The organism is Paenibacillus sp. BIHB 4019, assembly GCF_002741035.1.
Lineage (GTDB): Bacteria > Bacillota > Bacilli > Paenibacillales > Paenibacillaceae > Pristimantibacillus.
Map to the genome: position 1 here is coordinate 4,992,879 of NZ_CP016808.1, position 17,724 is coordinate 5,010,602.

The following is a 17,724-nucleotide window of genomic DNA, read 5'->3' on the forward strand; positions in this document are numbered from 1 at the left end:
TAGCAGCAGGCTAGGGCGTGATTATTCGCCTTAATCTGCTGCTTTTATTTTTATAAGCGATTCAGCGCGTCAACAGCACGAGCTTCTCTCCTTGGAGTACGGGAACGTCTTTATAAATATCGACGGCTGCGCATGCTTCAATATCCCGCTGGAGCCCAAGCTTGAGCAGCCGCTTGCCAGTGGATCCGGAGGCGAGTGTATCGAGCGCAGCAGAACTGCGGCTGCGGTAGAAGCCGAGCATAGCGATTGCGAAGTCGTCCAGTTCCAAAGCGTTTATGCCTGCCTGCATCATACGCTCAAGCAGCAGTCCGGCGCCATAGCCATCCTCGGCAGCGAAAGCATCATTATAGCCTGCGCATAAAATGACGACATCGCGCCGCAGCGCGAGCGCCGCATGGGCGCAGGCAGCGGCGTTCATTAGCGCGGCTGTCAATACGTAATCGGCACGGGCGGATTTTTGCAGCGCGCGCGTTCCGTTCGTTGTGGTCAAAATAATACGTCGGTTGCGAACCGTAGTCGTTTCATATTCATCAGGCGAATTGCCAAGGTCAAAGCCGGATATTTTGCGGCAAAACCGTTCCCCCCCTAGTAAATCCCCCTGCTGCTGCGCTGCTTTGGCCTCCATAACTGTTTCTACCGGAATGATGGCCTCGGCCCCGGCCGCAAGCGCCGTCACAATCGTGCTGCCAGCCCGCAAAACATCGACAACAATGGCTGTTTTATGATGAAAGCGCGCCTGGCTGGCTTCATTCACGCTTGATATGACCTCAACTTGCATGTCGTTATCCGCCTTTCTTTGCCTTAGCTTCTCATAGCCTTATGCCTGCAATATATGCACCTTCTTCTGGGCATGTGTCCCAAGTGCAGCGGTCATGAATGCAGTAGTCTGCTGCATAAGCTAGAAACAGGTCGGCTGGACAAGGGTGGAGGTGGATTTTTATGCTGAATAAAATCGTGCTGGCAATGGCATCCTTGCGCTTTGCCTCGGGAACCATCGAAATTTGCGCAGCTATTATTATGCTTAAACTCAATCAGATCGACAAGGCGCTTCTCGTCAATTCCTCTTTGGCGTTAGTAGGGCCGCTGATTTTGATTGCGACGACGACGATTGGTTTGGTAGGGCTCGCAGATAAGCTGTCCTATAGCAAATTTGCTTGGGTAGCAGCCGGTATTCTATGTCTAATGATTGGTATTTTGAAAAAATAACGAGAATCGGTGCAGTACCCGATAACGAAGGCCTTTAATAAGAAGCGGTCTGCTCCTAGTTAAATAAATTCTAATCTAGCAATTTCGTTCCAGTTGGACATATTTTAACTGGCCAAGCATACATATAAGAGGACTAAGGACAAACATCCGGGAGTGATGAACGCATGCTTAGCCGTATTACGCATTTGCTGCCGCTAGAGCTGAAAGCGATATTGGAACGGCTCCCTGCGCAGGTTCAGGAGCAGCTGGAAGAGATACGGATTCGCGAAGGGCGCCCGCTGGAAATTGGCATGGCAGGCCAATCGCGTTTCGCTGCAAACGATGGCACGCTCTTAACCCAAGCAGGCGGAGCGTACAAGCCTACTGCTGACCTTTGCCGCAAGCTGCTGGAGCGGATGACCAACTACTCCTTGTATGCCATGGAAGAGGAGCTCCGGCGGGGCTTCATTACAGTAGCAGGCGGTCATCGGGTTGGACTTGCAGGGCGTACCGTTCTCGATAACGGCAGCGTCCGCGGCATTCGTGAAATAGGCGCCTTTAATATTCGGATTGCCCGGGAGGTTCCCGGCTCAGCGACCCCGCTCATGCCGAAGCTGCTGGACCGATCACGGAAAACGATCCGCTCCACACTGCTGCTGGCCCCTCCTCAGCAGGGCAAGACGACGCTCGTTCGCGACATTGCAAGATCCGTCAGCTACGGGTTATGGGGAGGCGGGGATGCTGCCAGCTGGCCGGGCAGAAAAGTGGCAATCGTGGACGAGCGCTCGGAAATAGCCGCCTGTGTCCGCGGTATCCCAACCTTTGATATTGGCCCGCGCTCCGACGTCATGGATGCTTGTCCCAAGGCGGAAGGGATGATGATGCTGCTGCGCTCGATGTCGCCCGATGTCATTATTGCTGATGAAATTGGACGGCCCGAGGATGGCGAGGCGATTCGGGAAGCCAGCCATGCCGGAGTCAGCGTCATAGCGACAGCCCATGCGTATGATGCTGAGGATGCGAGAGGGCGGCCTGTATTGCGCTCACTGCTAGAGGAAGGGGCTTTCTCCCTTATTGTCGAGCTGCGCCGAACGCCTTCGGGCATTATGCACCGGGTGCTTACGACAGAAGCTTGCGTAAGAGGCTGGGCGGCGCGCGAGCCAACAGCAGCAGTACCGCGTTTAGCCGAAGATGCTGCGCCGCTATTTTCCGGGCTGATGCGGGGCGATGCCATGTGCTGAAGCTGCTTGGCGCGCTGCTGATTTTGTTCGCCGGAACGATGCTTGGCTTTCAGCAGGCGGCGCGTTTTGCCGCTAGGCCCCGCCAGCTTCGCCACACTGCTCACGCGCTACAAAGGCTTGAAACGGAAATTGGCTACGGGCATACCCCGCTGCCGGAGGCGCTGACTCGAACAGCAGCTTTTGTTCCGGCTCCACTAAACCGGATGCTGATGCTGGCTGCAGAAGGGCTTGCAAGCGATGAAGGGCTTTCGTTTCCAGAAAGCTGGGAGCGGGCGGTGCGCGAGGTTTGGGGAACGACGGCCATGCGGGCGAGCGAGCAGGCGGTGTTGATCCGTCTTGGCTCAACGCTCGGTATTAGCGACCGTGAGGACCAGCTTAAGCATTTGAAACTGGCGCTCATTCAACTGAAGGCGGAGGAAGATTCGGCGCGGGAAGATCAGGCGAGGTATGAGACGATGTGGAAAAGCCTCGGCGTTTTAATCGCCGTGCTGCTCGTTATTTTGATGGTTTAATGGGGTGCCGCAGAAATGAATATGGATGTGAGCGCCATTTTCCAAATAGCCGGTATCGGAATTATCATTGCGATGATTCATACGGTGCTTAAGCAGATGGGGAAGGAAGATATGGCGCATTGGGTGACATTAATCGGCTTTGTTGTAGTGCTGTTTATGGTCGTGCGTATGTTAAACGAGCTGTTTCAAGAAATTAAAACGATTTTTCTGTTCCAGTAGCTAGCTTGAAGAGAAGCCGCAAGTAGGTGAAGCGAAGTGGAAATCATTCAAATCGTCGGTCTTGGGCTGATTGCAACAGTCCTCATCCTTGTCGTTCGAGAGCAAAAGCCGCTGTTCGCTTTCCTGCTTGCGGCATTTACGGGCCTCTTTATTTTTCTGTTCCTGCTTGGCAAAATCGATTCCGTTATCGCGGTGCTTACTGATTTGGCGAATCGCTCCGGCATCCCTTCTATTTATCTGAAGACGGTGCTGAAAATAATCGGCATCGCCTATATCGCTGAATTTGGCGCTCAAATTGTCCGGGATGCCGGACAGGAAAGCATTGCGTCGAAAATCGAATTCGCTGGCAAAATATTAATTCTCGTCATGGCGGTGCCGATCATCAGCGTCATTATCGAAACGGTCATCAACCTGCTCCCGACAGGAGGAGGAGCCAGTTGAGGATAAAGCTTGCGGGCAGCTCCTATCCGTCAAACGCCGTTTGGTTTACGCTGTTAGCCGCTGTCTTGTACTTTTTGCTGCTTGTGCCAAGCTCAGAGGCCGCAGCGCAAGGTGTGTCAGCGTCAGCTTGGCAGTCGGAACAGGCTTATTATCAGCAGCCAGCTTCACAGCCAACGACTTCTCCACAAGCCCATCAGTCGCAGCAGACTCCGCAAAGCCAGCAATCGCAGTCCTTGCAGCAGCAAACACAGCAGGCTCAGGCGCAAGCCGCACTCGGGCAGCTGACCGGCAGCGGTCTGAACGATATGGATACGGATGCGGTGGAGAAATACTGGAACGAGCTCAAAAACGAATATGGCGGATTTTTCCCGGAGCAGAAGCTGCCGAGCTTTGCCCAAATGCTGCTGCCGGGCGGAGAAGGGCTCAAGCTGGAAACGGTGCTGAAAGGGCTGCTGTCTTATTTTCTGCACGAGGTGCTCTACAATGGCAAGCTGCTGGTTACAATCGTCACGCTTACCGTATTCAGCATGATGCTGGAAACGCTGCAAAACGCCTTCGAGCGCAATGCGGTCAGCAAGGTAGCTTATTCCATTACCTTCATGGTCATCCTTATCATCACGGTCAACAGCTTTAATGTAGCAATCGGCTATGCGAAGGAAGCGATAGAAAGCATGATCCAATTCATGCTGGCGATGCTTCCGCTGCTGCTCGCGCTCCTTGCGTCGATGGGCAATGTCATGACGGTGTCGGTGCTGCACCCGCTCATTATTTTTATGATTCATGTTGTAGGCACGCTTGTTTATACGCTTGTTTTTCCGCTGTTGTTTTTCTCGGCCATTTTGCATATCGTCAGCGCCATGACCGAGCGTTTCAAGGTGACCCAGCTTGCCAATCTGCTGCGCAGCATCAGCATTACCATTTTAGGCGCGCTGGTTACGATTTTCCTCGGTGTCGTCTCTGTGCAGGGGGCGACGGGAGCGGTGACCGACGGTGTAACGATGCGAACAGCCAAGTTCGTCACAGGCAATTTTGTTCCTGTCGTCGGGCGCATGTTTTCGGATGCTGCGGATACTGTCATATCGGCTTCCATGCTGGCGAAAAATGCAATCGGGCTCGCTGGCGTCATTATGCTGCTGTTTATCAGTGCTTTTCCCGCAATCAAAATTCTGACGCTAGCGCTAATTTACAATGTATGCGCCGCCGTCATGCAGCCGCTGGGAGATTCACCGATTGTGGCCTGCCTGCAAACGATTGGCAAGACGCTGATCTATGTGTTTGCTGCGCTGGCTGCCGTCAGCTTAATGTTTTTCCTGGCGGTCACGATCGTGCTGACAGCAGGAAATGCAGCAATGATGGTGCGGTAAACGGGATGCTTTGAAAAAAGGGGGCGAATCGCATGGTGGCTTGGCTGGGCGAGTGGCTGCGTGACATTATCGCTGTCATAATGCTCGCTGTATGCACCGAGCTGCTGCTGCCCAACAAGGCGATGCTGCGCTACGCCAGGCTTGTTATCGGCCTTCTTGTACTGCTTACGCTGCTGTCTCCATTGCTTCGCCTGCTGCAAGGCGACGTAACGGCGGGACTGAGCGCGGGCATCCAGCAATGGGAGATGAGCACGGCGCAGCGGCAGGTGAAAATGCCAACGCTTGCCGACATTCAGCGTCAGGCGGAGGAGCTTAAACGCAAGCAGCAGCAGCAGGCGGCTAGCCTGACCGGCAGTACGCTTTCCAAAGCGATGGAAACCGCAATCGTTCGCTATACGGGCCAGGCGGCAAGCTCGGTTGAAGTCAAACTAAAATGGATCAAGGAAGGGGATGTTGAGATGGTCGATATGGATACGGTGACAGTGACGTTTCCCCAGATGCTTCCTCAAGAAGAGGCAGCCTCGCCGAGAGGATCTCCTGCAAATGCGGATGCGAATTCAACACAGGATGTACAGGTCGAAGCAGTGGAACCAGTGAGCGTTGAGGTTATGGTGCCTGAGCTGCTGGAGACTGGGCCGAATCCTTCATCAGAAGCGCAGAGTGCTGCGGATGAACCGTTATGGCAGCCTGTGAATGCAGAGCTTGACAAGCAGACGAGAGCTGTGCTCGCCGAGGGCTGGGGTTTATCTCCCGAGGCCATCATTATTCGCCAGCCGGCAAGCATTCGCGGAGAAAAGTGAGGCGAAAGGAGCGATAATGACAGGTGGCGAAGTGGCTGGAGAAGCTGGAAGCGATGGCGGGCGGAGGCCCTGGGGGACCGAAGCGAGTAAAAATGCTGCGCCTCCTGCTCATTATCGGCTGTGTTGGAGCGCTGCTGATGCTGATTAATTCTTTTCTCACCTATAACGAGGTTGAGCCTTCCGTACAGGGGCAGGGGCAAAATCTGCAGTCAGTAGATGACACAGCCTGGACCAGCCCAGGCTCGCATGAAGGGGCCTCATTCGAAGCGGTGGAGCAGCCGCTGGAGGCGAGGCTGAAGGAAATTTTGGAGAAAATCGTCGGTGTTGGCGAGGTGGATGTTCTGGTCACCATTGATTCAACAGAGGAAATCGTCGTTGAACGCAACGAGAAGGAGACGCAGTCGGTTACAGACGAGAATGACAAAAACGGGGGCAAACGGCATATTACGGCGATTAACAAGGATGGCGAGGTCGTGCTCGTCGAGGTGTCTGGCGATCAGAAGCCGATTATTAAAAAGACGATCAATCCGCGCATTCGCGGTGTCCTTATCGTAGCCAAAGGTGCGGAAAACGTAACCGTCAGGCGTTTAATTATAGATGCGGTCGAAAAAGGCGTGAATGTCGCAGCATCCCGTATTTCTGTAGCACCAAGGAAGCAGTAGATTAGCTTTTATGCTTTTATACCATTTTGAGGAGGGTGTTCACATGAACACGAAAAGACAAACGATTTGGCTCGTATCGATGCTCAGCTTGATGGTGGTGCTGTCCGCCTATTACTTGTTTACGCAGGATGCAAGCTCGCCAGATTTGCTGACAGACAACACGCAGCTAGAGCAGACGGTGGGTCAGGGAGCGACTGAGGCTGCGGGCAGCGGCATCGTTGTGGATGAGGTCCAGCAAGGAGCGGGCAATGGAGTGAGCAAAACGGACAAAGAGGTGCTGGAGCAGTATGAGCAAGGGGGGGCCGCAACGAGCGTATTCGCCGATATTCAGGAGAAGCGGACGCAGGAAAACAATGAGGAGCTTGATAAGCTGATGGCAGATATCGCAAATACGCAGGTAGATAAAGAAAAATCCACTGAAGCGGCAAAACAGCTGTCCATGCTTGAAGAAAAAAATGTAAAGCTGACAGAGCTTGAAGAGCAGCTGATGCAAAACTATGAATCCGCCATCGTAGATGAAGAAAACAACGTTTATAAAGTCGTCGTAGCGAGCGAGAAGCTGGAGAAAAATCAAGCAGCTGATATTGTGGATCTCGTTATGAAAAAAATGGAAATCAATGCAGATCAGGTATCGGTGCAATTTGTACCTTAATTAATCGTTGCCAGAGCAGAAAATCCCGGACGTCAGTTAAGCTGGCACTTCCGGGATTTTTCTTATGCCCCATCATGCACGGCACTCGCCCTGCGCCTATATAATGTAAAAAAGTAAAAAGGAGCTAACGACACATTATGTATCGCTATTATCCTGCCCATCCCCATCAAATGGCCAAATCGCTTCATCCTGTATGCTGGACATCATCCAGCATGGAATTGAACCGCAAACTGCGGACATTGTGGGTACAGCATGTGTACTGGACAAGATTGACGGTGAACAGCATCGTTGATCGTCTTGGTGATGAACAAGCAACGACCGCTAGGCTGCTAAGGAACCCTACAGACTTTGCAGCGGCGCTTGAACCTTTGTATGGCAAGGTGATTGCGGCAAGGTTTGCCGAACTGCTGAGGGAGCATCTTGTCATTGCAGCTGAACTCGTCAAGGCTCTCCAGGCTGGCGATAACGCAGCGGCAGCGGATGCACAAAAACGCTGGTATATGAATGCAGAAGCCATTGCCGACTTCCTTGGCCAAATTAATCCTTATTGGTCCAAAGAGGAATGGAAGAGGATGCTCGATGAGCATCTTAGGCTGCTTACCGGCGAAGTAGCGGCACGACTTGCTAAAAACTATGAGCAAAACGTCGCCCTGGGCGATCCCATCGAAGCGCAGGCAATGGGAATGGCAGATGTCATGACGAACGGAATTATCCGGCAGTTTCCTTCTTTATTTTCCAATTGATCAAAATGATCAAAAAAGAGCGCAGTTCAGGCATTGTTTTTATGGCCTGGACTGCGTTTTTTAATGATGCGCGGTTCAATTTTTGCCTGTTTCGTCCATTATGTTCAATGCAGCGACTGAAGCTATAGAGTGCTTAGAACGATTTTCACGAAGGGAACAGGCAGCTGTTTAAGGGTTATTTTATGCATTTGTAAAAAATAATTCGTGTTCCTCAGCGTTTATGATATAATGTTAAACGTTATTGTGCCCATTAATAAAAGTGAACAATGCAAGCTAAGCTACTATGCGGTTTTGCTGCCGCAAAACTAGGCGAAAGCTTACGAAGCGGTTTTGCTACCGCAAAACTAAGTGGATGCTTACGAAGCGGTTTTGCTACCGCAAAACTTTAAGGAGTGAAACATTCATGTTCAAATTGAGCGAGATTAAAGAATTGATCAAGCTGGTCGATCAAACCTCCGTTCATGAGCTGGAAATCGAAAACGAAGGGACTCGCCTGCTAATTCGCAAGCCCGGGAAAACGGAAGTCGTCAATGTGCAAGCAGCCCCGCTAACGCATACATATTCACAGCAGCCTGCTCCCGTTTACACACAGGCGCCTGCTATTGAGCCAGCTTCGCAGTCTACAGCGTCTGAGACGCCTGCAGCGCGCGCTGCAAGTGAGAATTTGCACCAAATCACTTCCCCGATGGTTGGTACGTTTTACAGCTCGCCAAGCCCTGATGCTGCGGTATTCGTCAAGCCAGGGGATCGCGTATCCGAGAAAAGCGTCGTTTGCATATTGGAAGCGATGAAGCTAATGAACGAGCTGGAAGCGGAAGTGCGCGGCGAAATCGTCGAAGTGCTTGTAACGAATGGCCAATTGGTGGAATACGGGCAGCCGCTATTTCTGGTGAAGCCGGAATAACAGCATTGCTCCTTCTGGGAGAACTAGCCATTTGAAAGGAGTAACAATGTGAATTTCCAAAAAATTCTTATTGCCAACCGCGGCGAAATCGCCGTGCGTATTATTCGCGCATGTCGCGAACTGGGCATTACAAGCGTAGCCGTTTATTCGGAGGCGGATCGCGATTCGCTCCATGTGCGCCTTGCAGATGAAGCTTATTGCATCGGGCCTACTTTGTCGAAGGACAGCTATTTGAATTTAACGAACCTGATGAGCGTTGCTACCATAACGGAATGCGATGCGATTCACCCAGGCTATGGCTTCCTTGCTGAAAATGCGAATTTCGCGGAGCTTTGCGAATCGTGCAACATTACGTTTATCGGGCCTTCGCCTGAGGCGATTAGCAAAATGGGCGACAAGGCGGTAGCCAAGCAAACGATGCAGCAGGCGAACGTTCCCGTTATTCCAGGCTCTGAAGGCATCATTGATACCATGGAAGAAGCGGTTGAAGTTGCACGTCAAATCGGCTATCCCGTTATTATTAAAGCGACAGCAGGCGGCGGCGGCAAAGGCATCCGTATTGCTGACAGCGAGGAAATGCTCGTTTCGCAAATTACGACAGCGCAGCAGGAAGCACAGAAATCTTTCGGCAATGCAGGCGTCTATTTAGAAAAATATTTGACAGGCATGAAGCACGTCGAAGTTCAAATTATGGCGGACAAGCATGGCAACGCTGTGCATCTTTTTGAACGCGATTGCTCGGTTCAGCGTCGTCGCCAAAAATTGGTCGAAGAAGCGCCTTGTCCGGTTTTGTCTCCTGAGCTTCGTGAAGCGATGGGACAAGCGGCTGTTCGCGCAGCGCTTTCCGTTCAATATTCAGGCGCAGGTACGCTTGAATTTTTGCTTGGTCCAGACGGCCAGTTTTATTTTATGGAAATGAATACTCGGATTCAGGTTGAACATCCCGTTACAGAGATGATAACGAATGTCGATCTGATAAAAGAGATGATTTCCGTAGCGGAAGGCAATCCTCTTTCCTTTAAGCAGGAAGATCTTGCGATTAATGGATGGTCGATAGAATGCCGGATTAACGCCGAGGATTCCGAGCGCAATTTTATGCCGTCTCCTGGACACATTCCGTTCTATCTGGCGCCAGGCGGTACAGGCGTGCGGGTCGACAGCGCGGTTTATCCGGGTTATACGATTTCGCCGCATTACGACTCCATGATTGCCAAGCTGATCGTTTGGGGAAGAACGCGTGAGGAAGCGATTGCCCGCATGAAGCGAGCTTTGTCTGAATTCGCGATTGAAGGCATAAAAACAACGATTCCTTTCCATCAAAAACTGTTGGAGCATCCAAAGTTTATTGAAGGAAATTTTGATATCAAGTTCCTCGAGGAATATGATGTTTTCCATCCAGAGCAGGCTGCGGCAAAAGCTGGGGACAATCTGTAATGGTTTGTCATATTTCATGGCGAATGATATAGTATAGAAATAAGATGCGGAAGCTTTACCCGTCCGATGCAGGGCGGGACGCGCAACTTTAGGGAGGTGTAAAGCTATCATGAGTACAACAGCAACGGAGTATGAGAAAACGGACATTGGCGTTATTCAAATCGCACCCGAGGTTATTGAAGTCATTGCTGGACTGGCTACAGTTGAGGTGCCTGGTGTAGCTGGCATGAGCGGCGGTTTCGCAGGCGGAATCGCAGAGATGCTTGGCCGTAAAAATTTGTCTAAAGGCGTTAAAGTTGATGTTGGACAGCGTGAGGCGGCGATTGATGTATCCATTATTGTGGAATATGGCAACCGCATTCCAGAAATCGCTTCGGAAATTCAGCGTAATGTGAAACGTTCGATTGAAACGATGACAGGTCTTCATGTTATTGAAGTGAACGTACATATTCACGATGTTCATTTCAAAGCTGCTGAGAAGCCGGTAGAGGAAGACCAACTGCTGCGCGTCAAGTAATAACTGCATGGAAGAGAATTGACTATAACCCCCTCGTGATCGGCATGCCGCTCGGCGCAAGGGGGTTTTCATTCGGTCTGCCCGGAGGAGGCATTTGCATTGTTTAGAATTGTGGACAAGCTGCTATTGTTTATTTATAGCATCGTAATCGGTGCCGCTTCCATTATGATCGCATGTATTGGCTTTAATTGGATTTCGAAGCGTGCGCTTCTTACGGCTTTAGACCGTATGTTTGAGCAGCCATCGATCCAGATTTCCGTTATGATTGCTGGGATCGTATTATTTTTGCTCAGCTTGAGATTTTTTATTGTTTCCTTGCATCGAGGTTCTGCAGCTCCGCCTTCAATTGATCAACGGACAGATTTTGGCGACATTCGCATTTCCATTGAAACGATTGAAAATCTAGCCCTCAAAGCAGCTTCCAAGCGTCGCGGGGTTAAAGATTTGCGTGCGCGCATTCGTACTTCCGACTCTGGCCTTGACATTGTGCTTCGCGTGTTTGTTGATGGAGAAAGCTCAATCCCAACGCTCACGGAAGAGATTCAGCTTGCTGTCAAAAGCCATATTGAGGATATTACAGGGATACCAGTTTCAAATGTGACGGTATTTGTGGCGAATGTCATTCAGACAGGCATGTACAAGAGTCGCGTGGAATAGAGGTGGGCTAGCGGATGTGGAGGGAATTTTGGGTTCATTACGGAAAGCGGACAATTGGCGCAGCAGCAGGACTCTTTTTTGGCTTCGTGTATTTGTTTGCAGGTTTTTGGGATATGCTGGTTTTTATGCTGCTCATCTCAATTGGATATTGGATAGGCAAGAAGAAAGACTTGCGGCAGGATCCGGCCGCTCGATGGCAGCAAGTGTGGAGCGTATTAATGGAAAGATTTCGCCCGTTTAGATAATCCTGTGGTCTCCTCCGTTCTCCGGAAGCCGGATTGCCGGTTGTTCGAGGCAGGGAGGAGATCATAGGTTTTTTTGAAGTTCTAAGACTTTATAAGTGAAATGCTTATAATGGGCTTCTATTTTACCGCGAAACGGAAGCTTTGCCGCTAAAGGACGGCTTCAGCCGTTTACGCTAGCAATAATAAATTTCAGTAAGCAGTGCAACTGCTTTGGAGGTCCCATGAAACGTAGATTAGCGAGAGAAATTGCAGTATCAAGTTTGTACCAGATGGAAATGAATGAAGTTACGGCTGATGAAGCGGTAGACATGCTTCTTGAAGAGGCGCATTCTGCCAATGAGATCGGCGCGGAGCCAGGGGATATTGGCAACACGGATGATGATTTTGTAAGACAGCTTGTGATGGGCGTCGCGGAGCGCAAAGCGGCGATTGACGACATGCTGCAGGATCATTTGACCGGCTGGCAGGTAGACCGTCTGTCTCGGGTAGACCGCCAGGTTTTGCGTCTGGCTTGTTTTGAGATGGTATTCAGCAACGATGTACCGCCGAAAGCGGTTATAAATGAAGCAATTGAACTCGCTAAGCATTTTGGCACGGAAGAGTCTGGCAAGTTCGTAAATGGCGTGTTAGGCAAGCTGATTAGCGGACTTGAGCAACTGAAAGCCGAGCCTGATCATACAAACTAGGAAACCGCCGGCACAGAAGGCCGGTCGGCAAGAAGGGGAGCGACACATTATGAGCGCACATATCATTTTAGGCAAACAGATTTCGGATCTTATTCGTGAGGAAATTGGGGCAGATACGGCTTCGCTTAAAGAAAAGGGTGTTGTTCCGGGTCTTGCAGTTGTATTGGTTGGAGATGATCCTGCTTCTAAAGTATACGTCGGTTCCAAGGAAAAAGCCTGCCAGCAGCTGGGGTTATATTCCGAGGTTCACCGTTTGGCCGAATCGGCATCGGAAGAGGAAGTTTTGGCGCTGATCGCCAAGCTAAATGTTCAGGATAATATTAACGGTATTTTGGTGCAGCTGCCGCTGCCTAAACATATTAACGAGAAAGCCGTTATCGACGCGATTCGCGTGGAAAAGGATGTAGACGGCTTCCATCCGGAAAGTGTGGGTAATCTGGTAATAGGCGATGACAGCTTGCTGCCATGTACGCCAGCGGGCGTTATTGAACTGATTAAACGCAGCGGCGTTAATATTGCAGGCAAGCATGCCGTTGTCATTGGAAGAAGCAATATTGTCGGAAAGCCTGTCGCAATGCTGCTGCTTAGAGAGCATGCTACGGTGACGATTTGCCATTCCAAAACAGCCAACATGGAAGAGATCGCAAAGCAGGCGGACATTCTTGTCGTAGCGATTGGCAAAGCGAAAGCGATTGACAGCAGGTTTGTGAAGCCAGGAGCAGTCGTTATTGATGTTGGCATTAACCGTCTGCCTGATGGCAAGCTGGCGGGCGATGTGGATTACGAGGATTGCCTGGAAACAGCTGGTTATATTACGCCAGTACCTGGCGGCGTTGGCCCGATGACGATTACGATGCTGATCCAGAACACAATTAAGGCAGCCAAACGCGCAAACGGAATCGGAGAGTAAGGCGATGAAAGAACAGCCGCGGGTTTATTCGATAAAGGACATTAACCGATATATCCGGATGAAAATGGACTCGGACGCTGTGCTTGGCGATGTATGGCTGCGCGGAGAGATTTCTAATTTTACGCATCATTCCAGCGGCCATATGTATTTTACACTTAAGGATAAAGACAGTCGGTTGAAATGCGTCATGTTTGCCTCGCATAACCAGCGGCTGCCTTTTATTCCTCGTGAAGGTGCTAAAGTGATGGCGCGCGGAAACATTTCTGTCTATGAGCGGGATGGCAACTATCAATTTTATGTTTCTGCAATGCAGCCAGATGGTATTGGGAGCTTGTACCTCGCTTTCGAGCAGCTCAAGAGCAAGCTGGAGGAAGAAGGGCTGTTTGCCGCTGAGCGCAAACGCCCGATCCCACGCTTTCCTGGGGCGATCGGACTCATTACTTCGCCAACAGGGGCAGCAGTCCGCGATATGATGATTACACTGCAGCGCCGCTATCCTGCTGCGCGTATTTATGTTTATCCGGTATTAGTGCAAGGGGCGCAAGCAGCACCTTCCATTTCACATGCGATAGAAGCAATGAACCGTTTTGGAGAAATCGACGTATTAATTGTAGGGCGCGGCGGCGGCTCGCTTGAGGAGCTTTGGGCGTTTAATGAAGAGCAGGTAGCACGCAGCATAGCGGCATCCGCTATTCCAATCATTAGCGCCGTCGGCCATGAGACCGATTACACGATTGCTGATTTCGTTGCAGACTTGCGGGCGGCGACGCCTACGGCAGCGGCTGAGCTGGCTGTACCGCATGCAGCCGAGCTGGAGAAGCATTTAAGCAGGCAGCGCCAGCAATTGGAGCAGTCGCTGCGCCAGCTCATTCGCAGCCGCAAGGAGCAGCTCGCCCGTGTGCGCCGTTCGCCATTTTTCCTTTATCCTCGCAAATATTTGCTGGAGCAGGCGCAGCGTCTTGATCTGCTGGAGGAGCGCTTGCGCCAGCGGACGCAAAATGCAGCACACCGCGGGCGAAGCAGGCTGGAGCGTTTGCAAGCGACGCTTGCCGGGCATCATCCAGGGCAGCGCGTGCAGTTTGCGGCAAGCAGGCTCAGAGGAACTTCGAAACGGCTGGAACAGATTATCCAGCAAACGCTGCAGGAGAAGCAGCTTAAGCTTCATAGCTCCATACGCCAGCTTGATGCGCTTAGTCCGCTGAAGGTAATGGCGAGAGGATACGGGTTAGTTTATGAAGAGTCGGAGCAGCGCTTGGTCAAGTCAGTAGCAGATGTGAAGGCAGGGGATACCGTAAAGGTTAAACTAGCCGATGGGCAGATGACCTGCGAAGTATCGTCGTTGGAAGGAGAGAGCAGCAGTGGCAAAAAAGGAAGCAGCCGAGCTTAGTTTTGAACAGGCAATGGAGCAGCTTGACACGATTGTAGAAAAGCTGGAAAACGGCGATGTTCCGCTGGAAACAGCGATTGATTTATTTCAAGAGGGCATGCGTCTGTCGAAGCTGTGCAGTGGAAAGCTGGAGCAGGTGGAGCAGAAGATCGAGACACTTATTGAGACAGAACAGGGCTTTCAGAAAAAAACGTTTGCTCCACCGAGCGAAGACAAAGGAGAATAACGCTTGAGCGATACGGTTTTGGTAAAATCCTATTTGGCGCAATGCGCCGCCATCGTAGAGCAAGCACTGACCGAAGTGCTGCCTGCGCAGTGGCAGGTTCCGGATAAGCTCCGTGAATCCATGATGTATTCCCTTGAAGCAGGTGGAAAACGCTTGCGGCCCGCTCTTGTGCTTGCAGTGGCTGAGGCAATTAGCGGCAATGAAGATACGGTTAGCAAAGCTTTGCCTGTTGCATGCGCAATTGAATGCATACATACGTACTCCTTAATCCATGATGATTTGCCAGCGATGGATGATGATGATTATCGGCGCGGCAAGCTCACGAATCATAAGGTGTACGGAGAGGCGATGGCGATTTTGGCTGGTGACGCGCTGCTGACCCATGCGTTTCATTTAATTCCTAAAGCGGCAAAAGCTGGCGGTGTCAGTGCACAGGTTGCACTCGATATCGTGGAGGATTTGGCAATGCTCGCTGGAGCCAGAGGCATGGTAGGCGGGCAAGTAGCAGATATGCTGGGTGAGCAGGGCATCACGTCGCTTGCAGAGCTTGAATATATTCATTTGCACAAAACCGGAGATTTGGTTGTGTTCTCTGTTACAGCTGGCGCACGTATTGGCGGTGCTACAGAAGAGCAAATCAAGCTGCTCGAGCAATATGGCCGCAATATTGGGCTGGCTTTTCAAATTCAAGATGACATTCTAGATTTGATTGGCGATGAGAGCAAGCTTGGCAAGAAGACGAACAGCGATGTCGAGCAACAAAAAGTAACCTATCCCTTTCTGATGGGACTTGAGGAGAGCAAGGCTCAAGTAGAGCGTTTGACGCAGGACGCGAAGTCGGCTGTGCTTGAAGCAGGACTTGCAGCACCGGACAGACTGCTGCAAATCGCCGATTATCTGGTGCAGAGGGATCATTAATTCGCTCTAATGCCTTGGGGATTGGGAAAAAAACAATGCCTATGTTATAATAGTTTAAATATTTTGACGTCTATTGAACAGTGAAGGCTGCTGTTCGCGAAAGCGAGGAAGTACTGTGCTGCTTGAACATATAAACGGGCCTCAGGATTTAAAAGGGTTATCCAAGAAAGAGCTGGAGCAGCTTGCAAGCGAAGTGCGCCAGTTTCTCATTGAGAAGCTTTCCGTTACGGGTGGTCACCTTGCTTCCAATCTGGGAGTTGTGGAGCTAACGCTCGTTCTGCATTATTTATTTGACAGCCCGAATGACAAATTTGTATTTGATGTAGGCCATCAATCTTATGTCCATAAAATTTTAACAGGGCGCATGGATCGCTTTGATTCGTTGCGTCAATATAAAGGCATGTGCGGGTTTGTGAAACGCGACGAAAGCGAGCACGATGTGTGGGAAGCCGGACATAGCAGCACATCGCTGTCTGCAGCAATCGGCATGGCGATGGCGCGAGATTTTAAAGGCGAAGACAATCGCGTCGTAGCTGTCATTGGCGACGGAGCCTTGACTGGCGGAATGGCCTTCGAGGCGCTTAATCACATCGGCCATGAAAAGAAGAAAATGATTGTCGTGCTGAACGACAATGAGATGTCTATTGCGCCAAATGTCGGCGCGATGCATCAATATTTGGGCAAAATTCGCTCCGACCGCCATTACCAGAAAGCGAAGGAAGAGCTGCAGCATTTCTTGAACAAAATTCCTGCTGTCGGCGGCAAGCTGGCCAAGACGGCAGAAAAGTTTAAAGACAGCCTGAAATATTTGCTCGTAACGGGCATTCTTTTCGAACAATTCGGTCTTACTTATTTAGGACCGGTTGACGGGCATGATATGGAGCAGCTGCTTGATATTTTCCGTCAGGCTGATTCCGTTCCAGGTCCTGTTCTTGTGCATGTCGTGACGGTGAAAGGGAAAGGCTACTCTCCTGCTGAAGCAGATTCCCATAAATGGCATGGCATCTCCCCCTACAAAATCGAATCGGGCCAGGTCGTTAAGGCCGTAGGCTCGCCTATGTATACGCAAGTGTTTGGCGATGTGCTAATTGAGCTCGCAGAGAAGGATAAACGTATCATTGCGGTTACACCTGCTATGCCGGGTGGATCGGGATTAATGGAATTCGCAGCGCGTTTTCCCGGCCGCATGATCGATGTAGGTATTGCCGAGCAGCATGCGGCGACGATGTCTGCGGCACTTGCAATCGAAGGAATGAAGCCGGTATTTGCCGTTTATTCCACCTTCCTGCAAAGGGCTTATGACCAGGTTGTGCATGATATTTGCCGGCAGAACCTGAACGTTATTTTTGCTATCGACCGTGCAGGCTTTGTAGGTCCCGATGGAGAAACCCATCATGGCGTGTATGATATTCCCTTCCTGCGCCATGTGCCGAATCTGGTCTTAATGATGCCTAAGGATGAAAATGAGCTTCGCCGGATGATGAAGACGGCGGTTGATTATAATGATGGCCCGATTGCAGTCCGTTATCCGCGGATCAATGGACTCGGCGTAACGATTGATGCTGAACTTCTGCCGCTGCCTATAGGCTCATGGGAGACGGTTCGCGAAGGCGATTCAGCCGTTATTATTGCTATTGGCCCGATGCTTCAAGTAGCGGAAGAAGCAGCGGATCTGCTGAAGCGCGACGGCATGAATGTCCGCATTGTAAACGCCCGTTTTATTAAGCCGATGGATGAGAAAATGCTTCTGTCACTTGCTAATGAAGGTAAAAACATCATCGTCCTGGAAGAAGGCGCGGAGCTTGGCGGCTTGGGCAGTGCGATTCTTGAATTTTATTCGCTGCGCGGCATTTATGGTTTGCCGATTCGTATCGTTGGTATTCCGGACCAGTTTATCGAACATGGTTCCATTAAAGAACAGCGCGCTGAAGTTGGCCTGACAGGCGAACGGATAGCAGCTGAGCTTAAAAACATGCATCCTCGCAGTAAAATGCGTGTAACCGGACAGCATTAGAAGGCTA

General features: G+C 50.9%; 22 protein-coding genes. 21 read left to right on the forward strand and 1 reads right to left on the reverse strand.

What is annotated here, in order from left to right; all coding sequences use genetic code 11:
* Positions 1–61 precede the first annotated feature (61 nt).
* Positions 62–778, reverse strand: coding sequence for a 2-phosphosulfolactate phosphatase (locus BBD42_RS21630; RefSeq protein ID WP_099519835.1), 717 nt, complete (start codon positions 776–778; stop codon positions 62–64).
* Between the two features lie 161 nt (positions 779–939).
* Between BBD42_RS21630 and BBD42_RS21635 the strand changes: the two genes are divergently transcribed.
* The 21 genes from BBD42_RS21635 to dxs all read left to right on the forward strand — a co-directional run bounded on the left by BBD42_RS21635 (position 940) and on the right by dxs (position 17,717).
* Positions 940–1,206, forward strand: coding sequence for a YqhV family protein (locus BBD42_RS21635; protein WP_056029004.1), 267 nt, complete (start codon positions 940–942; stop codon positions 1,204–1,206).
* 164 nt (positions 1,207–1,370) lie between these two features.
* Positions 1,371–2,426, forward strand: coding sequence for a stage III sporulation protein AA (gene spoIIIAA / locus BBD42_RS21640; protein ID WP_099519836.1), 1,056 nt, complete (start codon positions 1,371–1,373; stop codon positions 2,424–2,426).
* A complete protein-coding gene (gene spoIIIAB / locus BBD42_RS21645) occupies positions 2,420–2,938 on the forward strand; it encodes a stage III sporulation protein SpoIIIAB (protein ID WP_056029000.1) in 519 nt (172 codons plus the stop codon). The genes spoIIIAA and spoIIIAB overlap by 7 nt, the downstream gene beginning before the upstream one ends.
* A gap of 15 nt (positions 2,939–2,953) precedes the next feature.
* On the forward strand, positions 2,954–3,157 hold the full coding sequence (gene spoIIIAC / locus BBD42_RS21650) for a stage III sporulation protein AC (RefSeq protein ID WP_046231940.1): 204 nt from the start codon (positions 2,954–2,956) through the stop codon (positions 3,155–3,157).
* A gap of 36 nt (positions 3,158–3,193) precedes the next feature.
* Complete coding sequence (gene spoIIIAD / locus BBD42_RS21655) at positions 3,194–3,598, forward strand: stage III sporulation protein AD (protein WP_056028998.1); 405 nt, start codon at positions 3,194–3,196, stop codon at positions 3,596–3,598.
* Positions 3,595–4,962 carry a stage III sporulation protein AE gene (gene spoIIIAE, locus BBD42_RS21660; RefSeq protein WP_237163192.1) on the forward strand — a complete coding sequence of 456 codons (1,368 nt, stop codon included), beginning with the start codon at positions 3,595–3,597 and terminating at the stop codon, positions 4,960–4,962. The genes spoIIIAD and spoIIIAE overlap by 4 nt, the downstream gene beginning before the upstream one ends.
* A gap of 32 nt (positions 4,963–4,994) precedes the next feature.
* A complete protein-coding gene (gene spoIIIAF, locus BBD42_RS21665; protein ID WP_099519837.1) occupies positions 4,995–5,762 on the forward strand; it encodes a stage III sporulation protein AF in 768 nt (255 codons plus the stop codon).
* Positions 5,763–5,785: 23 nt separating this feature from the next.
* Positions 5,786–6,424, forward strand: a complete 639-nt coding sequence (gene spoIIIAG, locus BBD42_RS21670; protein ID WP_099519838.1) for a stage III sporulation protein AG — start codon at positions 5,786–5,788, stop codon at positions 6,422–6,424.
* Between the two features lie 43 nt (positions 6,425–6,467).
* Positions 6,468–7,076 (forward strand): SpoIIIAH-like family protein, encoded by a 609-nt coding sequence (locus tag BBD42_RS21675; protein ID WP_150131580.1) that lies wholly within the window; start codon positions 6,468–6,470, stop codon positions 7,074–7,076.
* Positions 7,077–7,213: 137 nt separating this feature from the next.
* Entirely contained in the window at positions 7,214–7,819 is a 606-nt protein-coding gene (locus tag BBD42_RS21680) for an acetylglutamate kinase (protein ID WP_099519840.1), read from the forward strand.
* Between the two features lie 403 nt (positions 7,820–8,222).
* The gene (accB, locus tag BBD42_RS21685; protein WP_046231943.1) at positions 8,223–8,723 is read left to right on the forward strand and encodes an acetyl-CoA carboxylase biotin carboxyl carrier protein; all 501 of its coding nucleotides are present in this window, start codon (positions 8,223–8,225) and stop codon (positions 8,721–8,723) included.
* Between the two features lie 48 nt (positions 8,724–8,771).
* On the forward strand, positions 8,772–10,157 hold the full coding sequence (accC, locus tag BBD42_RS21690; RefSeq protein WP_099519841.1) for an acetyl-CoA carboxylase biotin carboxylase subunit: 1,386 nt from the start codon (positions 8,772–8,774) through the stop codon (positions 10,155–10,157).
* Positions 10,158–10,266: 109 nt separating this feature from the next.
* Positions 10,267–10,674 carry an Asp23/Gls24 family envelope stress response protein gene (locus BBD42_RS21695; RefSeq protein WP_046231945.1) on the forward strand — a complete coding sequence of 136 codons (408 nt, stop codon included), beginning with the start codon at positions 10,267–10,269 and terminating at the stop codon, positions 10,672–10,674.
* Positions 10,675–10,773: 99 nt separating this feature from the next.
* Positions 10,774–11,331 (forward strand): alkaline shock response membrane anchor protein AmaP, encoded by a 558-nt coding sequence (gene amaP, locus BBD42_RS21700; protein ID WP_099519842.1) that lies wholly within the window; start codon positions 10,774–10,776, stop codon positions 11,329–11,331.
* 14 nt (positions 11,332–11,345) lie between these two features.
* Positions 11,346–11,576 carry a DUF2273 domain-containing protein gene (locus BBD42_RS21705; RefSeq protein WP_099519843.1) on the forward strand — a complete coding sequence of 77 codons (231 nt, stop codon included), beginning with the start codon at positions 11,346–11,348 and terminating at the stop codon, positions 11,574–11,576.
* A 221-nt stretch (positions 11,577–11,797) separates the two neighbouring features.
* Complete coding sequence (gene nusB, locus BBD42_RS21710) at positions 11,798–12,262, forward strand: transcription antitermination factor NusB (protein ID WP_046231948.1); 465 nt, start codon at positions 11,798–11,800, stop codon at positions 12,260–12,262.
* A gap of 49 nt (positions 12,263–12,311) precedes the next feature.
* Positions 12,312–13,172, forward strand: a complete 861-nt coding sequence (gene folD, locus BBD42_RS21715) for a bifunctional methylenetetrahydrofolate dehydrogenase/methenyltetrahydrofolate cyclohydrolase FolD (RefSeq protein WP_099519844.1) — start codon at positions 12,312–12,314, stop codon at positions 13,170–13,172.
* 4 nt (positions 13,173–13,176) lie between these two features.
* Positions 13,177–14,559, forward strand: a complete 1,383-nt coding sequence (xseA, locus tag BBD42_RS21720) for an exodeoxyribonuclease VII large subunit (RefSeq protein ID WP_099519845.1) — start codon at positions 13,177–13,179, stop codon at positions 14,557–14,559.
* Between the two features lie 13 nt (positions 14,560–14,572).
* Positions 14,573–14,785 (forward strand): exodeoxyribonuclease VII small subunit, encoded by a 213-nt coding sequence (gene xseB, locus BBD42_RS21725; protein ID WP_046232112.1) that lies wholly within the window; start codon positions 14,573–14,575, stop codon positions 14,783–14,785.
* 3 nt (positions 14,786–14,788) lie between these two features.
* A complete protein-coding gene (locus tag BBD42_RS21730; RefSeq protein WP_099519846.1) occupies positions 14,789–15,703 on the forward strand; it encodes a polyprenyl synthetase family protein in 915 nt (304 codons plus the stop codon).
* A gap of 115 nt (positions 15,704–15,818) precedes the next feature.
* Entirely contained in the window at positions 15,819–17,717 is a 1,899-nt protein-coding gene (gene dxs / locus BBD42_RS21735; RefSeq protein WP_099519847.1) for a 1-deoxy-D-xylulose-5-phosphate synthase, read from the forward strand.
* Positions 17,718–17,724: the final 7 nt, after the last annotated feature.

What these genes read in the sequence shown, in the direction of transcription:
- BBD42_RS21630 (WP_099519835.1), bottom strand. Translation starts at nt 778, where the DNA reads ATGCAAGTTGAGGTCATATCAAGCGTGAATGAAGCCAGCCAGGCGCGC.
- BBD42_RS21635 (WP_056029004.1), top strand. Translation starts at nt 940, where the DNA reads ATGCTGAATAAAATCGTGCTGGCAATGGCATCCTTGCGCTTTGCCTCG.
- spoIIIAA (WP_099519836.1), top strand. Translation starts at nt 1,371, where the DNA reads ATGCTTAGCCGTATTACGCATTTGCTGCCGCTAGAGCTGAAAGCGATA.
- spoIIIAC (WP_046231940.1), top strand. Translation starts at nt 2,954, where the DNA reads ATGAATATGGATGTGAGCGCCATTTTCCAAATAGCCGGTATCGGAATT.
- spoIIIAF (WP_099519837.1), top strand. Translation starts at nt 4,995, where the DNA reads ATGGTGGCTTGGCTGGGCGAGTGGCTGCGTGACATTATCGCTGTCATA.
- BBD42_RS21675 (WP_150131580.1), top strand. Translation starts at nt 6,468, where the DNA reads ATGAACACGAAAAGACAAACGATTTGGCTCGTATCGATGCTCAGCTTG.
- BBD42_RS21680 (WP_099519840.1), top strand. Translation starts at nt 7,214, where the DNA reads ATGTATCGCTATTATCCTGCCCATCCCCATCAAATGGCCAAATCGCTT.
- accB (WP_046231943.1), top strand. Translation starts at nt 8,223, where the DNA reads ATGTTCAAATTGAGCGAGATTAAAGAATTGATCAAGCTGGTCGATCAA.
- BBD42_RS21695 (WP_046231945.1), top strand. Translation starts at nt 10,267, where the DNA reads ATGAGTACAACAGCAACGGAGTATGAGAAAACGGACATTGGCGTTATT.
- BBD42_RS21705 (WP_099519843.1), top strand. Translation starts at nt 11,346, where the DNA reads ATGTGGAGGGAATTTTGGGTTCATTACGGAAAGCGGACAATTGGCGCA.
- nusB (WP_046231948.1), top strand. Translation starts at nt 11,798, where the DNA reads ATGAAACGTAGATTAGCGAGAGAAATTGCAGTATCAAGTTTGTACCAG.
- folD (WP_099519844.1), top strand. Translation starts at nt 12,312, where the DNA reads ATGAGCGCACATATCATTTTAGGCAAACAGATTTCGGATCTTATTCGT.
- xseA (WP_099519845.1), top strand. Translation starts at nt 13,177, where the DNA reads ATGAAAGAACAGCCGCGGGTTTATTCGATAAAGGACATTAACCGATAT.
- xseB (WP_046232112.1), top strand. Translation starts at nt 14,573, where the DNA reads ATGGAGCAGCTTGACACGATTGTAGAAAAGCTGGAAAACGGCGATGTT.